This is a genomic window from Pseudomonas sp. LM13 (genome assembly GCF_041381355.1).
Taxonomy (GTDB): domain Bacteria; phylum Pseudomonadota; class Gammaproteobacteria; order Pseudomonadales; family Pseudomonadaceae; genus Stutzerimonas; species Stutzerimonas frequens.
On sequence record NZ_JACBXH010000012.1, the window covers coordinates 44,196 to 61,144 of the forward strand.

The window sequence follows — 16,949 nt, forward strand, 5'->3', positions numbered from 1 at the left end:
AGCAACCGTTCGCCCCTGGATGAGCCTGTCGGGCTGATCTTCATCTCGCGCTGGTGTAGGGTATCGGCCAGTTTTCCAAGCCTGCCGGAGCCTCGATGGATCTTACTGAACTGGCCACACGGCTGGGCGATGCGCTACAGCGCCAGCATGCCCAGGTCACTACGGCGGAGTCCTGTACCGGCGGTGGCATTGCCGAGGCCATTACCCGCGTTGCAGGTAGTTCGGCCTGGTTCGAGGCTGGTTACGTCACTTATTCGAATGCCCAGAAGACGCTTCAATTGGGCGTGCCGACGGCATTGTTCGAGCAGGTCGGCGCGGTTAGTGCCGAGGTGGTGCAGGCCATGGTGCGTGGCGCTCAGGAGCGCAGCGGCGCGCGCTTTGCCGTCGCGGTCAGTGGGATCGCCGGTCCCGGTGGTGGTTCGCCGGAAAAGCCGGTGGGCACTGTCTGGATCGCCTGGGCCGATGGCTCCCGGTTGTATGTCGATCGCCGGCTGTTCAGCGGAGATCGGCAATCGGTGCGCGAGCAGACGGTGGCCGCTGCGCTGCATGGATTGCTCGCGCTGGCGCTCGGAGAAAAACCGCTTCGGGGCTAGGCGAGCAAAATCGCCTATGTTCTAATACTGGCTACTTATACAGTTGTTGTGGCCTCCGGCCCTCTTGATCAAGTGAGGATTCGATGGACGAGAACAAGAAGCGCGCCTTGGCTGCAGCCCTGGGCCAGATTGAAAAGCAGTTCGGCAAGGGCGCAGTGATGCGCATGGGCGATCACGATCGTCAGGCGATTCCGGCCATCTCCACAGGCTCGCTGGGCCTGGATATCGCGCTGGGCATTGGCGGCCTGCCGAAGGGTCGAATCGTCGAGATCTATGGTCCCGAATCGTCCGGCAAGACCACCATGACCCTCTCTGTGATCGCCGAGGCGCAGAAGATGGGTGCCACCTGCGCCTTCGTCGACGCCGAACACGCACTGGACCCGGACTACGCCGGCAAGCTGGGCGTCAACGTCGACGACCTGCTGGTTTCGCAGCCGGATACCGGCGAGCAGGCCCTGGAAATCACCGACATGCTGGTGCGCTCCAATGCGGTCGACGTGATCATCGTCGACTCCGTGGCCGCGCTGGTGCCCAAGGCGGAGATCGAAGGCGAGATGGGCGATGCCCACGTCGGCCTGCAGGCCCGCCTGATGTCCCAGGCGCTGCGCAAGATCACCGGTAACATCAAGAACGCCAACTGCCTGGTCATTTTCATCAACCAGATCCGCATGAAGATCGGCGTGATGTTCGGCAGCCCGGAAACCACCACCGGCGGTAACGCGCTGAAGTTCTACGCTTCGGTTCGTCTGGATATCCGCCGTACCGGCGCGGTGAAGGAAGGCGACGAGGTGGTCGGCAGCGAAACCCGCGTCAAGGTGGTGAAGAACAAGGTGGCCCCGCCGTTCCGCCAGGCCGAGTTCCAGATCCTCTATGGCAAAGGTATCTACCGCAACGGCGAGATCATCGACCTCGGCGTGCAGCAGGGGCTGGTGGAGAAGTCCGGTGCCTGGTACGCCTACAAGGGCAACAAGATCGGCCAGGGCAAGGCCAACGCCGCCAAGTTCCTGGAAGACAATCCGGAGATCGGTCGCGAGATCGAGCAGCAGATCCGCGACAAGCTGCTCGTGGTTTCCGGTGGCAGCAAGGCGAACGCGGTCAGCGAAGAGCTGGTTGACGCCGACCTCTGATCCGCATGGCCGCCGTGCTCGATAATCCCGTCGCGGTGCGGCGGGCTGCGATGGACCTGCTGGCTCGCCGCGAACACGGTCGTGTCGAGCTGGCCCGCAAGTTGCGCCAGCGTGGCGCCCCGCCTGATCTGATCGAGCAGGCTCTGGATCGTCTCTGCGAACAGGGCCTGCTGTCCGAGTCCCGTTATCTCGAAAGCTTTGTCAGAAGCCGGGCCAATGCCGGCTACGGGCCGTTGCGCATCCGCGAAGAGCTCGCTCAGCGCGGGCTGCCCAGAGCGGATATCGAGCAGGCTCTGCGTGACAGTGGGTTCGACTGGAATGCGCAGTTGCGTGAGTTATGGCAGCGAAAATTCGCCGGCCGCCTGCCCGCCGATGCGCGAGAGCGCGCCAAGCAGGGCCGCTTTCTCAGTTATCGTGGCTATCCGCTGGAGCTGATCAGCCGATTGTTGCGAGGTGGCAGCTCGGCTGACTGCTAACGCGTTCGGCAAACGTCACGTCGTCGCGCTTCATCGCTTGCCTTGCGGCGTTATGGTTGCCCCGTTTTCCCTCAGTCCTCGCTGGCCAGCGGACGCGCCCAGTTGCCGGGCTCGTTGATATAGTCGGTGAGCTCCCGCAGTCGGCCGTGGTTGCGCCCGTTGAAGGTGAAGCTCAGACGCGGCAGGCGCTGCAGTTCCGGTTCGTCCAGTTCCAGCTCGCAGCAGTTCTGCTGTTCGAAGCCTCCATTCACGCACAGGTCGGCGAACTCCTCGTTCAGGTAGTCCATCGCTTGTTGATTGAGCGGATGGTTCATTCGCAACACGAAGTGCTCTTTCAGCCAGCGACTGGAGTGGAAGTTGCGGTAGAAATTGGCGATCTCCTTCGCCGCCTCGTCGGCGTTTTCCACCAGCCGCATCAGTCGCATGTCGCTGGGAAGGATGTAGCGATTCTCCTCCAGCTGGCTGCGCATGAACCGCAACGCATCCTTCCAGTAAGTGCCGCCCGGTTCGTCGAGCAGCACGATCGGTACCAGTGGGCTCTTGCCAGTCTGAATCAGCGTGAGCACTTCCAGTGCCTCGTCCAGCGTGCCGAATCCCCCTGGGCAGAGCACCAGGGCATCGGCCTCCTTGATGAAGAACAGCTTGCGGACGAAGAAGAAATGGAATGACAGCAGGTTCTCGGTGCCGCCAACCACAGCGTTCGGATGCTGTTCGAAGGGTAGCGTGATGTTCAGGCCCAGGCTGTTGTCGCGCCCGGCCCCCTCATGAGCGGCCGCCATGATGCCGCCACCGGCGCCGGTGATGACCATGAAGTTGAAGTGAGCGAGCGTCGCGCCCAGCTGACGTGCCAGAGCGTAGAGCGGATGTTCGACCGGTGTGCGCGCTGAGCCGAATACCGTGACCTTGCGCCGACGCTTGAACTGGTCGAGGCGACCGAAGGCATGCTCCATCTCGCGCATGGTCTGCAGCAGGATCTTGGCATCCCAACGGCTGCGGTCGGCCTGCGCCATGCGAACGACGGTCACCAGCATTTCTCGGTACAGCGGTAGGTTCGGGCTGTTGGCGGGGACCACCATTCCGGCCAGCTCGTCGAGCTTGCTTTCCAGATCGGCGCCGCTGGTCTGGAAGTGTCGAGACAGGTAGTCATCCGGTTCAAAGGACATACAACATCTCCATGTATGAGCGTCGCGTTCAGGCTATAGGGTGCACTCGGCAGGCTCAAGCCGATTGCTGGCAGGCCGGGCCGCCGGCGGCCCGCCCTGCTGCGTTTCAGAGTGCGATGCGGTCGCCGGGTTCCGGTATCCGTGCCTCCCAGCCGAGGCGGTCACGGATGGTCCGTTGCAGGATCAGCATCTTCTCCAGCTCGCCGTGCACCAGGTAGAGTTCCGGGCGATTTTCAAAGTTGCTCACCCAGTCGATCAATTCGGATTGTCCGGCGTGGGCGGAAAATCCGCCGAGGGTATGCACTTTGGCATTCACCGCGATGCGCTGATGAAGCAGCTTGACGCTCTTGGCGCCGTCGACGATCACCCGGCCAAGTGTGCCGCGCGCCTGGAACCCTGGAATCACCAGGTGGCACTCGCCGCGCCATAGGTTGTGCTTGAAGTGATGCAGGATGCGCCCGCCGGTGCACATGCCACTGCCGGCAATGATGATCACGCCGCTCTTGAAGCGGTTGATCGCCATGGATTCTTCAGGGGTCGGCGTCGATTTCAAAATCGGCAACCAGCGTTCGGCGTAGAGCTTGCCGCTAACGCCACTCATGGACGAATCGAGGCCGTTGAGATCCAGCTGATCCTTGTAGTGCGCGTAAATGGCGTTGGCCCTGATCGCCATTGGGCTGTCCAGAAATACCGCCTGCTGGGGCAACCGTCCTTCGCGGTAAAAGCGGCCCAGGTAGTAGATCAGGTCCTGGGTGCGGCCGACTGCGAACGAGGGCATCAGTACGTTGCCACCATCGCGATGCGCTTCTTGCAGGATAGCGGCCAACTCTTCGATGGTCGCTTCGTGACTGCGATGGTCACGGTCGCCGTACGTCGACTCCATGAGCACGACGTCGGCTTCCTTGAGCACGGCAGGCGCGTGCATCAACGGCGAGCAGGTGTTCCCGAGGTCACCCGAGAACACCAGGCGACGGGTTCTGCCATGATCGCGCACATCCATCTGCACGATGGCTGATCCGAGAATATGCCCGGCGTCGTGGAAGGTCACCGCGACGCCAGGGGCGGCTTCGAACGTCTCGCCATAGGCATGGGGGTTGCGCTGGGCGAGCATCCGTTCGGCGTCTTCACGGGTGTACAGCGGCTGGATCATCGGTTTGCCGATGCGTGCCCGCCACTTGTTTTCCCACTCGGTGTCCTTTTCCTGGATCTGAGCAGAGTCCAGCAGCATGAGCTCGACCAGCTCGGCCGTGGCGTCGGTGCAATGCACAGGGCCTCGGTAGCCCTGCGCCACGAGTCGGGGCAGCAGGCCGCTGTGGTCGATATGCGCATGCGAAAGCACGACGGCATGCAAGCTCTTGGGGTCGAAAGCGAACGGCCCGCGATTATCGCTTTCCTCCTCGCGACGGCCCTGGTGCATGCCGCATTCGAGCAGAACCCTTACGCCGTCGTGGGTCTCAATGAGGTAGCAAGAGCCGGTCACCTGTTGAATGGCACCGAGAAAACTGAGCAAAGCCATACTGCCTTCCTGTCTATACGATTCTATACGATGATGTCCACTGTGCTCGCTCGGCTGCCGTGACCACTTGATACATATCAGAGATAGCGAAACGAGCCCTGCCTAGACTACAGCACATCCCGCTTACCAACGGAGTGAACCCATGAGTCAGCTACTGCCCAGCCTCGTCGAGCTGGATCAACACGCGCAAGCCGAACCGGAGTTCGCCACCTGGCGTGGTGGCTTCGGTCCGTTCGAGCATGCCGCGCAGACCCAGGCGGCGGTGTTCCGTCTGGCCCACCAGCTGGTACAGGCTGGGCACCAGCCGGATCTGGCCAGCGTGTACCGGTTGCTGCAGGCGGTCGATCGGGTCGCCAGCGCCGGGCTCTGGCTGGTGGTCCATATGACCTATGCGCAGAAGGCGAATCTGGATGGCACGCCATTGGCGGCCGACGATTTCAAGCGAAACCCCGAAGGCCATACCGGCGGGGCGTTGAACATGGTGCCGGCCTACGCCGGTTACCTGGCGCTCAATGCCCTGACCGGCCGCACGCGTGCCTGGCTGATGGGGCAGGGTCATTGCGTGGCGGCTGTCGACGCGCTCAATCTGTTGACGGGCAATTTGCACCCGGAGCAGACGCAGGCCTACGGCGATGGCGAAAAGGGTATCAACCGCCTGCTGCAGGATTTCTACGGCTACCGTCAGGCGGCCGATGGCAGCCCGCTCGCGCCGCTGGGCAGCCATGTCAATCCACACACCGCCGGAGGCATTGCCGAAGGGGGCTACCTGGGTTTCGCCGAACTGCAATATGCACATATGCCACTGCCGGGGGAGACCCTGGTGGCGTTTCTTTCCGACGGTGCGGCCGAGGAACAACGCGGAAGCGACTGGATACCACGCTGGTGGCGGGCCGAGGACTGTGGCGTTGCATTGCCGGTGATGATCGCCAATGGCAGGCGCATCGAGCAGCGTACGGCGCTCGGGACGGAGCAGGGCCTCGAAGATTTCCGCCAGCACCTGAGTCAGTGTGGCTTCGATCCGATTCCGTTCGACGGCCGCGATCCGGCCGCCTTTGTCGCGACCCTCTGGGAAATGGAGCTGCGCCTGCAGCGACGTGTGGAGGAGAAGGAGCGGGGTATCCTTAACTATCCGCTGCCGATGCCATACGGTATCGCCGAGACGGTCAAAGGCTTTGGCTTCTACGGTGCAGGAAGCAATGCCGCCCATAACCTGCCGCTGCCGGATAATCCACGCCTGGACGATACTTCGCGCGAACTGTTCAACGAACATGCGGCGCGCCTCTTCGTTGCGCAGCAGGATCTCGATGACGCTCTGGAGTTGTTCGTTCGCAGCCGCCAGGGCCGGGTGCTCGAGCGGGACAATCCACTGGCGGCGCGCCGGCCGCCAGCGCCGGTCATTCCTAAACTCAGCTACCGAGACGATGCCTGCTCGCCGATGGCAGCGGTCGATCGCTTCTTCGTCGAACTGACCGAGGCCAACCCGGCATTGCGGCCTCGGGTCGGCAATCCGGATGAGCTGGCGAGCAATCGCCTCGGGGGCGTGCTCAAGGCGCTCAAGCACCGCGTGATCGAGCCGGAAAGCGAGCTGGAAGCAATCGATGGCGCCATCATTACCGCACTTAACGAAGAAGCCGTGGTGTCAGCGTGCCTTGCCAATCAGGGCGGGCTGAATCTGGTTGCCAGCTACGAAGCCTTTTGCGTGAAGATGCTTGGCGTGGTGCGCCAGAGCATCATCTTCTCGCGCCAGCAGAAGGAGATAGGCCGGCCGGCTGGCTGGCTCGGCTGGCCCCTGATTGCCACTTCGCACACCTGGGAGAACGGCAAGAACCAACAATCACACCAGGACACGACTTTCTGCGAGGCCCTGCTCGGTGAGATGAGCGACATGGTGCGCGTGCTGTTTCCGGCCGATCACAACAGCGCCTTGGCGTTGCTCCCGTCGATCTACCAGGCGCGTGGCGAGCTGGCCTGTCTGGTCATGCCCAAGCGTGACAGACCGTGCTACTTCGATCGTGCCCAGGCCGAGCAGCTGGCGCGCGACGGTGCCATCGTGGTGGAGGAAGTGGCGGGTAACGAACCGCTGCTGCTGATCGCCAATGGGAGCTACCAACTGGGCGAAATGCTCCGTGCGGCCCAGCGGCTCAAGGAAGCCGACTGTGCCTATCGATTGGTATACCTGCAGGAGCCGGGTCGCTTCCGCGGGCCGCGCGATCATTGGGAGGTCGAGGCGCGCGCCAGCGATGGTGCCGCGGAGCGGTTATTCCCGGATGCGATGGAAATGCGCGTGCTGCTGACGCACATGCGGCCGGAAGTGGCACGTGGACACCTATGGCCCATCCTGCCTGATGCGCGTAAATGCTCGGCGCTCGGGTATCGCAATCGTGGCGGCACGCTGGATGAGTTCGGCATGCAATTCGCCAACCGCGCCAGCTGGGCCAACGTGCTCGCTGCGTGCGCGCGCCTGCGCAACGTGCCGCGCACAGCCCTGCTGACCCGAGAGGAGGCTGCGGCGGTGGCTGGCAAGGGTGATCCGCAGATACTGCGCGGATAAGTTCGCCCCAGGCCCCGCCGGTGACTACAGGCCGCAGTCTGCGGCCGTGTAGCGCTCGCTGGTGATGGGCTTGTTGCTCTGGTATTCGCTGAAGTCGTAACGCAGCTCGGCTCCTTGGCTCATCAACTTGCGCAACCCTTCATTGCCGCAGACGCTGGCGGCCAGTTGGCTACGTACGTCGGCGGGGTTGTCGCGCATCTGCGCTGCGTGTCGTGGCTGGACGCTGAGATGGTTGACCAGGACATTGTTTTCCACGGTATAGCCCTGGTCGAGGATGTCCTCGTTGATCGCGCGAGGCGTGCCTACGCTGCTCTGGCGGGCGACCTGATCGAGCAATTGACTGAGCTGCTGCTCCTGCAGCGAAGCGGCGTGAGCAACGGGAAGTGCGATGCTCAGAGCGAGCAGGGCGGTCAGGCGGTACATGGCGGTCTCCTTTTGGCTGCGCTATTTCGACCGGTCGGCCGAGGCACGGTTCATTCCCGGTCCTGCGGCCTTTGCGGCGTAGGCTGGTAGACTGGCACGCTTACTTATCTGCCCGAGTCGATCGATGCCCCATGCCGTAGCCCGCCTGCGCGAGGAGCGCCTGGCGAGAAGCCTCAAGCCGTTCGTTGCCCGTGGTTCGCGCGCACCGCGCTGCACGCGCTGTCGCGTACCGCATAGTCACTGTCTGTGTGCTTGGCTGCCGCGGGCCGCCAGCCAATGCGGTGTCTGTCTGCTGATGCACGACATCGAGCCGCTGAAGCCAAGCAATACAGGCTGGCTGATAGCCGATGTGGTGGCCGACACCTTCGCATTCACCTGGCAACGCACAGGGGCGGACCCGCGGCTAATGGCGCTGCTCGCCGATCCTAGTTGGCAGCCCGTGGTGGTCTTTCCGGGCGAGTATGCGACTTCGGAGAGGGTGGTCGAGCAGGTCGAGCAGCAGCCTGGCAAGCGCCCACTGTTCATTCTGCTCGATGCGACCTGGACCGAGGCTCGCAAGATGTTCCGCAAAAGCCCTTATCTCGACGGGCTGCCGGTGTTGAGCCTGCAGCCCGAGGCGTTGTCACGGTACCGACTGCGACGCTCGAAGCGCGGCGATCACCTGTGCACCGCCGAGGTCGCTGCACTCTGTCTGGAGCTGGCAGGCGATGCAGGGGCGGCGACCACGCTGGATGCCTGGCTCGATGTATTCACCGAGCATTACCTTGGGGCCAAGTACCATCGCGTGCCGGATCTGCAGAACGCCGCACATCAGGTACTGACGCAACGGTCATGAGGTCTGGCCGGCCGGCTCGGGCCTGCGCGGCCATAGCTGAGCCGCCAGCATGCCGATGAACATCAATACGCAGCCGAGATAGCCGCGCAATGTCAGGCTTTCATCGAGGAACAGCGCCCCTGCGATGGCCGCGAACACCGCTTCGAGCGAGAGAATGATCGCCGCGTGACTGGCGATCGCATGTTTCTGGGCGACCACCTGTAGCGTGTAGCCGACCGCCACTGCGAAGAGCCCGCCATAAAGAAGGGCAGGGCCGGCGAGCCAGATGTTCGCGGGATCGATCTCTTCGAACACCAGCGCCAGCAGGAGGCTGACCAGCGCGCAGGTCGCGAATTGCAGGAATGCGAGGCGGATGGCGTCGTGACGGCTGACGAAGAAGCTGACCAGCAGTACGTGCACGCCCCAGACGAAGGCGCCAGCGAGCTGGATCCAGTCGCCGGAGGCTACGGTGAAGTCTTCACCTATGCTAAGCAAGGCCATGCCGGCGACCGCCAGGAAGGCGCCGAGCCAGGTTCCGAGGCCGGTCTTGTGGCCAAGGGCCAGGCCCAGCAGTGGCACGACGATGACGTAGAGCCCGGTGATGAATCCCGAGTTGGTCACACTGGTGAACAGCAGCCCAACCTGCTGCAGATTGATCCCCACCGTCAGCGCCAAGCCCATGCTCATGCCGCCCAGCAAGAGGCCGCGTTGTAGAAAAGGCTCATGCCGGGCCGCCGTCCGTCCCTGGTGGATCACCAGCGGGAGCAGTGCGAGGGCGCCGAGGGCGAAGCGCAGCCCGGTAAAAAGGAACGGGCCTATATTGTCCATGCCGATGCGCTGCGCAACGAAGGCGGTGCCCCAGATCATGGCAGTGATCAACATCAGGAAATCGGCACGGAGGGCTTGGCTACGCATGTTTCGGCTCGTTCGAAGAAAGCCGCAGACTTTGCTACAAAGCGTTGTGCTTGACCACTTATTCCTGGGTGGGCATGCTTGCGCCGCTTGATTTGTCGCGACGGGCGGCCGATATTTTTCGCCAGCCCGTCCAGAATATTCACATCGGACCGTCCCCGGGGCGACTTCTCGGGTCTTTGCCGTCATCTTGTCGGCATCGGCTGCTCAAGCCGATGAAAAGCGCCAATAAAAATTACAGGTCTGCCAATGGCTGCTTACCAAATAATCATCGCCGATGATCATCCGCTGTTCCGTAGTGCGCTCCAGCAGGCCCTGACCATGGGGTTGGGTGAGAATGTCCATCTGGTAGAGGCGGCCAGCATCGCCGAACTGGAAGGTTTTCTGACCCAGAGCGCCGACTGGGATCTGGTGTTGCTGGATCTGAACATGCCGGGAGCATACGGATTCTCCGGCTTGGTGCTGCTGAGGGGGCAGTATCCGCACCTTCCGGTCGTCATGATCTCAGCGCAGGAAGATGCAGCGGTCGTTGCGCGCTCGCGCGAGTTCGGCGCCAGCGGTTTCATTCCAAAGTCCAGTTCGCTTGAAATCATCCAGGAGGCGGTGCGGGCCGTTCTCGATGGCGACGTGTGGTGGCCGAGCAATATTCAGGACGTAGCCAATGTCAGTGACGAAGCCAAAGCCGCCAGCGCCGGCTTGGCCAGCCTGACGCCGCAGCAGTTCCGCGTGTTGACCATGGTTTGCGATGGCTTGCTGAACAAGCAGATCGCCTATGAGCTGAACGTGTCCGAGGCGACCATCAAGGCCCATGTCACCGCGATCTTCCGTAAGCTCGGCGTGCGCACCCGGACCCAGGCAGCGTTGCTGCTGCAGCAGATGGGGTCCATTCCCACCAGCTGAGCCAGCTGCACCGGCGCTTCAGGCGATCGGCGGCAGCTGTATCTGATCGCTGCGGCGAATACCGGAGGTCAGCGCCCGACATTGCTCGACGAACTCGAGCATCGCGGCTGTCTGGTATTTGTGCGAGTGCCAGATGAAATAAAACTGGCGTCGCAGATCGAGCGCCGGTGTGACGATCGGAACCAGGCTGCCGCGGCGAAAGGCATCGCGTAACGCCAGCCGCGAGATACAACCGATGCCGAGGCCCGATTCTACGGCGCGCTTGATTGCCTCAGTATGTTCCAGTTCGAGTCGCACATTCAGCTTCCCAGGCCGGTGGCGCACTGCCTGCTCGAACGTCATGCGCGTTCCCGACCCTTGCTCTCGAAGAATCCACGCTTCCCTGGACAGCTCGTCGAGGTCCACCACCTCGCGCTTCGCCAGCGGGTGCTGCGGCGCGCAGAACACTACCAGTTCGTCCTCGATCCACGGCTGGACTTCCAGTTCAGGATGCTGGCAGTCACCCTCGATCAGACCAAGGTCAAGTTCGTGTTGCGCGATCTGATGCACGATATGCGCGGTGTTATGGACGTGCAATTTGACCCGGCATTCCGGGTGGCGCTGCATGAATTTGCCGATCAGTAGCGTGGCGAGATAGTTGCCGATGGTCAGTGTTGCTCCGACCGCCAGCGAGCCGAACCCACTCTTGCCGTTGAGTAGATCCTCAATGGCACGTGCCTGGTCGAGCAGGGCGACAGCCTGTGGCAAGAGTTGCTGGCCAAGTGCATTGAGACACAGGCGTTTACCGGCACGGTCGAAGAGTTGGCAGCCGGATTGGCGTTCGAATTCCGCCAGCGAGGTGCTGGTGGCCGACTGTGACAAGGACAGGCTTTCGGCAGCCCGCGACACGCTTTCCTGGCGTGCGATGGCGGCGAACACTTCGATCTGGCGGAGCGTAAAATGCATATCTATATAACCGATAACATATATCTTGATTATCTGTTTAACGAATATAGCAGCCGTCGTTACACTGACGCCACGTAACGATGTCCGTCGCGACACAATGAGGAATCCGTAGCATGAGCAATCTGAACGTAGAGCGCGTTCTCAGTGTGCATCATTGGAACGACACGCTGTTCAGCTTCAAGACCACACGCAACGCAGGCCTGCGCTTCGAGAATGGCCAGTTCGTCATGATCGGCCTGGAGGTCGAGGGCCGCCCCCTGATGCGTGCCTACAGCATTGCCAGCCCGAACTACGAAGAATACCTGGAGTTCTTCAGCATCAAGGTCCAGGATGGCCCGTTGACCTCCCGGCTGCAGCATCTGCAGGAAGGCGATTCGATCATGATCAGCCGCAAGCCGACCGGCACGCTGGTCCTGGACGACCTTTTGCCCGGCAAGCACCTCTATCTGCTCAGCACGGGCACCGGCCTGGCGCCGTTCATGAGCGTGATCCAGGATCCGGAGACCTACGAGCGGTTCGAGAAGGTCGTATTGGTGCACGGCGTTCGCTACGTCAATGAAGTCGCCTACCGCGAGTTCATCACCGAACACCTGCCGCAAAACGAGTTCTTCGGCGAAGCGGTGAAGGACAAGCTGATCTACTACCCGACCGTGACCCGTGAGCCGTTCGAGAACGAGGGCCGCCTGACTGATCTGATGCGCAGCGGCAAGCTGTTCAGCGACATCGGCCTGCCGCCAATCAATCCCGAGGACGATCGCGCCATGATCTGTGGCAGTCCGAGCATGCTGGACGAAACCAGCCAGGTGCTGGACAGCTTCGGCCTGAAGGTCTCGCCGCGCATGGGCGATCCGGGGCACTACCTGATCGAGCGAGCCTTCGTCGAGAAATAACCATCGAAACCGGTGCCGCTGCAATTGCTCAGCGGCGCCAGGGAAGGGTTAGACGCGGTCTAGAGATAAGCCGCACAACATTTCTTGAATTTCAGACCGCTGCCGCAGGGGCAGGGATCGTTGCGACCTTCCTTGAGCGGTACCGTCGGGTCGATGAAGTACCAGCGCCCGTCGCGCTGGACGAAAGCCGAGCGCTCCTGGTGGGCATGTTCGCCGCTCTGGTCGTGCCAGCGCGCGGTGAAGGTCACCAGGGCGTGCTCGGGCTTGCCGCCCAGCACGCTGCTCTCGTTCACCTCCAGCCCCAGCCAAGTGCTCTCCAGGCTCCAGCGACGCATCCCTTCCACATCCAGCGCAGCCTGCTGTGCAGGTAGCGTAGTGGCCTGTAGATAGTCCACCAGCCCCAATACATAAGCACTGTAGCGCGAGCGCATCAGTAGCTCGGCGCTCGGCGCAGCCACGCCGGCGTGATAGCGCCCGCAGCATTCGGCGAGGGCATCACCGCTGCCGCAAGGGCAGTTGAGGTCGGTTGGACGCGGTTCGCTCATGTCACCACCAGTACTTGCCGAACATTTCAGGATTGGCCCAGAACCTGGCATTGAGCCAGTCCGGAACCTGCTTGTATTGCAGTAGGTCGTATGTGAATAGCGTCAAGGTCTGTCCGTCGCGCTGGAAGCGTTCACTGACCTGCAGTGCCAGTGCATAGAAGTCCGTAGTCAGCCATTCGCATGCGTCGAGGTCGACGAGTACCGCCATCCGGCTGGTATTCAGATTGCGGATGCTGCCGAGCAGCTCCAGGCCGTTACGCTTGGAGAGGTGTTCGAGGCAGTCGACGAATATAGCCAGGTCGTAGCGCTGGCTGGCCAGATCTTCAGGCAGCGGTGCGGGATCGGCGCGATCAAGCTGGCACTCCGGATGGCATTCGGTGTAGGCAGTCAGAGCAGGTTGATCGCTGCGCCCCACGAGCAACACGCGCGTTGGAGCGTAGTGGTCGAGCATTGCCGCAAGCGCTTGCTGCGGTGTGTGCAGCGGTACAGGGTTTTCGCTCAACAGAGAATCCTCGTTTCAAAGGTGAAGACTAGCGCGGTGCCGTTTGTCGGCCTAGTCTGAAAGTAACCGGAGCCGCCTGGATTCCCATACGGGGCGATTCTGGCTGAATGTCATACTGGAGGTTTTGATCGATGAGTACATTACGGACAGCAGTACCCGTTATTGTCATGACCACGTTCCTGGCAGGTTGTGCAGGCGTGCAGAAGCAGGACTGGCCGACCTGTGCAGCCGTAGGTGGCGTGACCGGTGCCGCGCTGGGGGCCATCGAAAGCAGCAGCTACGCCGGTTGGGGTGCGCTGATCGGTGGTGGCGTCGCAGCGGCCTATTGTTGGGCCAACGGCATGGAAGAGGAAACCGTTGCGGTCGTTGAAACGGTTGAGCCGATGCCGCAGACCCAGCCTGAACCGGAACCCGCTGCTGCGCCGGTGCGCGTCGAGCTGGACGTCAAGTTCGACTTCGACCGCGCTGTGGTCAAGCCGGACAGCTACAGCGACATACAGAACCTGGCCGATTTCATGAAGGAGTATGGCCAGACCACTACCGTACTGGAAGGCCATACCGACTCGGTCGGCACCGATGCCTACAATCAGCGTCTTTCCGAGCGTCGTGCCAACGCCGTGCGCAACGTGCTGGTGGATGAACTCGGTGTCGAGGGCAATCGCGTAAATGCAGTCGGTTATGGCGAGTCTCGCCCGGTCGCCGACAACTCCACCGAGGAAGGCCGTGCGATCAACCGTCGCGTGGAAGCCGAGGTCGAAGCGCGTCCCTGATTAGTCGGGTAAGCAATGTTCCAGCCGGGCCCCGCGCCCGGCTGTTTTTTTTTGTGCAGTCAGAAGAGCGGACGCGCGCTGGCCAGGGCAATCACCAGACCCAGGATCAGGTTGACGCCCACCAGTCGGCGAATCTTTCCCAGCGCAGCGCCACCCGCTGGCCATTGCTCGCCTTCGATGGCCCTTTTGAGCGCAGGTAGTTGCAGCAGCTGGATGCGCAGGAACAGCGCCAGCATCACCAGATACAGCCCCGCCATGATGTGCACATAGCGCGGCGCGCTCTCCAGCGGGCCGAATCGCATGTGCCACATGCCGATGCCGCTGATCGGCAGCACCAGCACCGCGACCCATACCCAGACGAAGAAGCGGCGGAATACATCGGCCCATAGCCGCAGCCGCTCTGGTGCCTGCAGCACCGCCACGGCCGCTGGTCGCAGCACCATCCAGGCGAAGAACATGCCGCCGACCCACATTGTCGCGGCGAGTACGTGCAGTGCGTAGAGCATGGCGAAAGGCGTCATGGGCAAATCTCCGGTGGCGGTTGAGCGAACGCGCGCTATCATAGCCGCCCGATCGAAGTACTGAAAATATATACAGCTCCGCGCCCATGCTCAGCACCGAACTCAAGTCCCAGATCCAGGGCGCCTACACCCGTTTCCTCGAAGCCAAGGGGCTCAAGGCCCGTTATGGCCAGCGCCTGATGATCGCCGAAGTGGCCAAGGTGCTGGGCACCGTCAAGGTCGACGATGAAGGTCGGCGCAGCAGCGAGCCGGCGGTCGTCGCGGTCGAGGCGGGTACCGGTACCGGCAAAACCGTCGCCTACAGCCTGGCCGCGATTCCCACGGCTAAGGCTGCCGGCAAGCGATTGGTGATCGCCACCGCGACCGTCGCGCTGCAGGAGCAGATCGTGCACAAGGATCTGCCCGATCTGATGCGCAACAGCGGGCTCAATTTCAGCTTCGCCCTGGCCAAGGGGCGGGGGCGCTATCTGTGCCTGTCCAAGCTGGACATGCTGCTGCAGGAAGGCCAGGCGCAGAGCGCCACCGCGCAGCTGTTCGAAGAGGAAGGCTTTCGCATCGAGGTCGACGAGCGCAGCCAGAAGTTATTCACCAGCATGATCGAAAGGCTGGCCGGCAATCGCTGGGATGGCGATCGGGACAGCTGGCCGGAAGAGCTGGGCGATGCGGACTGGTCACAACTGACCACTGATCACAGCCAGTGCACTGGGCGACATTGCCCCAACTTCCAGCAGTGTGCCTTCTACAAGGCGCGCGAGGGCATGACCAAGGTGGATGTCATCGTCACCAACCACGACATGGTACTGGCCGACCTCGCGCTCGGCGGCGGAGCCGTGCTGCCCGACCCTCGCGACACCCTCTACGTGTTCGACGAAGGCCATCATCTGCCTGACAAGGCCATCGGCCACTTCGCGCATTTCACCCGGCTGCGCTCGACGGCCGACTGGCTGGGACAGGTGGAAAAGAACCTGACCAAGCTGCTCGCCCAGCATCCGCTACCGGGCGAGCTGGGGCGCCTGGTCGAAGGCATTCCGGAGATCGCCCGGGAGTTGCGTACCCAGCAGCAGTTCATGTTCAGCGCCTGCGAGCAGGTGGCCGACTTCAAGGCCGGAGAGGACATGGAGGGACGCGAGCGGCCGCGACACCGTTTCGTCGGTGGCGTGGTGCCGGAGCACCTGGTCGAACTTGGCACCGAATTGAAGAAAGGCTTCGCCAAGCTGACCGATCTCTTCACTCGCATCGCCGAACTGCTCAAGGAAGCGATGGATGGTGAGACCGGCAGCGGCATCGCCAGCCACCAGGCCGAGGAGTGGTACCCGCTGTTCGGCAGCCTGCTGACGCGCTCGCAGGGCAACTGGGATCTGTGGGCGGCCTTTACCGTCGAGGATCCGGAAGACAGCCCGCCGATGGCGCGCTGGCTGACGTTGGCCGAAGGCGGCGCGCTGTTCGATATCGAGGTCAACGCCAGCCCGATCCTGGCGGCCGAAACGCTGCGCCGCAACCTCTGGAACGTCGCCTTCGGTGCTCTGGTGACTTCCGCGACGTTGACGGCGTTGAACAGCTTCGACCGGTATCGGATGCGCGCCGGCCTGCCCAAGGCTGCGGTAACCGCGGTGGTTCCGAGCCCGTTCCATCACGCGGACGCCGGAGTGCTCCGCGTCCCTGATCTCAAAGCCGACCCACGTGATGCCGCCGCGCATACTGCGGCCATCGTCCGCGAGTTGCCGCAGCTGGTCGAGGGATCGCGCGGCACGCTGGTGCTGTTCTCCTCACGTCGGCAAATGCAGGACGTGTTCGATGGCCTGGAGCGTGACTGGCGCCGCCGGGTGCTCATTCAAGGCAACCTGTCGAAACAGGAGACGCTGAACAAGCACAAGGCGCGGGTGGACGATGGCGAGTCGAGCGTGCTTTTCGGGTTGGCCAGCTTTGCCGAGGGGGTCGATCTGCCCGGTGCCTATTGCGAGCACGTGGTGATCGCCAAGATCCCGTTCGCCGTGCCGGACGATCCGGTCGAGGCTGCACTGGCCGAATGGATCGAAGCGCGTGGCGGTAACCCTTTCATGGAGATTGCAGTGCCGGATGCCTCGCTGCGACTGGTGCAAGCGTGTGGTCGGCTGCTGCGCACCGAGGCGGATCGCGGTGCGATCACCCTGTTGGACAGGCGGGTGGTGACCCAGCGCTACGGCAAGGCGATTCTCAATGCGCTGCCGCCGTTTCGGCGCGAGATTGGCTAGTCAGCCGGGGCGGGATAAGCGGCTGCGATGAGCAGGCATCAGCGTGGCGTCGTGAGGTTTTCCTGGCCCG

At 62.6% G+C, this 16,949-nt stretch carries 16 protein-coding genes and 1 pseudogene; 9 read left to right on the forward strand and 8 right to left on the reverse strand.

The window, feature by feature from the left end; translation table 11 throughout:
* The first annotated feature begins 95 nt into the window (after positions 1–95).
* The 3 genes from HZR81_RS10325 to recX all read left to right on the forward strand — a co-directional run bounded on the left by HZR81_RS10325 (position 96) and on the right by recX (position 2,196).
* Complete coding sequence (locus tag HZR81_RS10325; RefSeq protein WP_063541479.1) at positions 96–593, forward strand: CinA family protein; 498 nt, start codon at positions 96–98, stop codon at positions 591–593.
* Between the two features lie 83 nt (positions 594–676).
* Positions 677–1,720, forward strand: coding sequence for a recombinase RecA (gene recA, locus HZR81_RS10330; RefSeq protein ID WP_500128034.1), 1,044 nt, complete (start codon positions 677–679; stop codon positions 1,718–1,720).
* Between the two features lie 5 nt (positions 1,721–1,725).
* Complete coding sequence (gene recX, locus HZR81_RS10335) at positions 1,726–2,196, forward strand: recombination regulator RecX (protein WP_063543723.1); 471 nt, start codon at positions 1,726–1,728, stop codon at positions 2,194–2,196.
* Between the two features lie 71 nt (positions 2,197–2,267).
* Here recX and HZR81_RS10340 read toward each other — a convergent pair whose 3' ends face one another.
* Positions 2,268–3,359 carry an LOG family protein gene (locus HZR81_RS10340; protein ID WP_500128035.1) on the reverse strand — a complete coding sequence of 364 codons (1,092 nt, stop codon included), beginning with the start codon at positions 3,357–3,359 and terminating at the stop codon, positions 2,268–2,270.
* 106 nt (positions 3,360–3,465) lie between these two features.
* Positions 3,466–4,875 carry an MBL fold metallo-hydrolase RNA specificity domain-containing protein gene (locus tag HZR81_RS10345; protein ID WP_102840829.1) on the reverse strand — a complete coding sequence of 470 codons (1,410 nt, stop codon included), beginning with the start codon at positions 4,873–4,875 and terminating at the stop codon, positions 3,466–3,468.
* A gap of 142 nt (positions 4,876–5,017) precedes the next feature.
* On the opposite strand from HZR81_RS10345, the gene HZR81_RS10350 reads away from it, so the two are divergent.
* Positions 5,018–7,426, forward strand: a complete 2,409-nt coding sequence (locus HZR81_RS10350) for a phosphoketolase family protein (protein ID WP_500128036.1) — start codon at positions 5,018–5,020, stop codon at positions 7,424–7,426.
* Between the two features lie 24 nt (positions 7,427–7,450).
* Here HZR81_RS10350 and HZR81_RS10355 read toward each other — a convergent pair whose 3' ends face one another.
* Positions 7,451–7,849, reverse strand: coding sequence for a PA3611 family quorum-sensing-regulated virulence factor (locus tag HZR81_RS10355; protein WP_125868491.1), 399 nt, complete (start codon positions 7,847–7,849; stop codon positions 7,451–7,453).
* 124 nt (positions 7,850–7,973) lie between these two features.
* On the opposite strand from HZR81_RS10355, the gene HZR81_RS10360 reads away from it, so the two are divergent.
* On the forward strand, positions 7,974–8,684 hold the full coding sequence (locus tag HZR81_RS10360; protein WP_500128037.1) for a tRNA-uridine aminocarboxypropyltransferase: 711 nt from the start codon (positions 7,974–7,976) through the stop codon (positions 8,682–8,684).
* Here HZR81_RS10360 and HZR81_RS10365 read toward each other — a convergent pair.
* Positions 8,679–9,578, reverse strand: coding sequence for a DMT family transporter (locus tag HZR81_RS10365; protein ID WP_063543735.1), 900 nt, complete (start codon positions 9,576–9,578; stop codon positions 8,679–8,681). The genes HZR81_RS10360 and HZR81_RS10365 overlap by 6 nt on opposite strands.
* Before the next feature lie 246 nt (positions 9,579–9,824).
* Here HZR81_RS10365 and erdR point away from each other — a divergent pair, with 246 nt between their 5' ends.
* Entirely contained in the window at positions 9,825–10,475 is a 651-nt protein-coding gene (gene erdR, locus HZR81_RS10370; RefSeq protein ID WP_500128038.1) for a response regulator transcription factor ErdR, read from the forward strand.
* 18 nt (positions 10,476–10,493) lie between these two features.
* On the opposite strand, the gene HZR81_RS10375 is transcribed toward erdR, so the two are convergent.
* The gene (locus HZR81_RS10375) at positions 10,494–11,420 is read right to left on the reverse strand and encodes a LysR family transcriptional regulator (RefSeq protein WP_444817095.1); all 927 of its coding nucleotides are present in this window, start codon (positions 11,418–11,420) and stop codon (positions 10,494–10,496) included.
* A gap of 113 nt (positions 11,421–11,533) precedes the next feature.
* Here HZR81_RS10375 and fpr point away from each other — a divergent pair, with 113 nt between their 5' ends.
* Entirely contained in the window at positions 11,534–12,310 is a 777-nt protein-coding gene (gene fpr / locus HZR81_RS10380) for a ferredoxin-NADP reductase (RefSeq protein ID WP_500128040.1), read from the forward strand.
* A gap of 59 nt (positions 12,311–12,369) precedes the next feature.
* Here fpr and HZR81_RS10385 read toward each other — a convergent pair whose 3' ends face one another.
* Positions 12,370–12,855, reverse strand: a complete 486-nt coding sequence (locus HZR81_RS10385; protein WP_063543741.1) for a YchJ family protein — start codon at positions 12,853–12,855, stop codon at positions 12,370–12,372.
* A gap of 1 nt (position 12,856) precedes the next feature.
* A complete protein-coding gene (locus tag HZR81_RS10390) occupies positions 12,857–13,357 on the reverse strand; it encodes a DUF6231 family protein (protein WP_156244573.1) in 501 nt (166 codons plus the stop codon).
* A 410-nt stretch (positions 13,358–13,767) separates the two neighbouring features.
* Here HZR81_RS10390 and HZR81_RS10395 point away from each other — a divergent pair.
* A pseudogene (locus HZR81_RS10395) lies at positions 13,768–14,127 on the forward strand (OmpA family protein); the annotation flags it as partial.
* 59 nt (positions 14,128–14,186) lie between these two features.
* Here HZR81_RS10395 and HZR81_RS10400 read toward each other — a convergent pair.
* Positions 14,187–14,648, reverse strand: coding sequence for a CopD family protein (locus HZR81_RS10400; protein ID WP_500128041.1), 462 nt, complete (start codon positions 14,646–14,648; stop codon positions 14,187–14,189).
* 86 nt (positions 14,649–14,734) lie between these two features.
* On the opposite strand from HZR81_RS10400, the gene dinG reads away from it, so the two are divergent.
* Entirely contained in the window at positions 14,735–16,879 is a 2,145-nt protein-coding gene (gene dinG, locus HZR81_RS10405; RefSeq protein ID WP_500128042.1) for an ATP-dependent DNA helicase DinG, read from the forward strand.
* Positions 16,880–16,949: the final 70 nt, after the last annotated feature.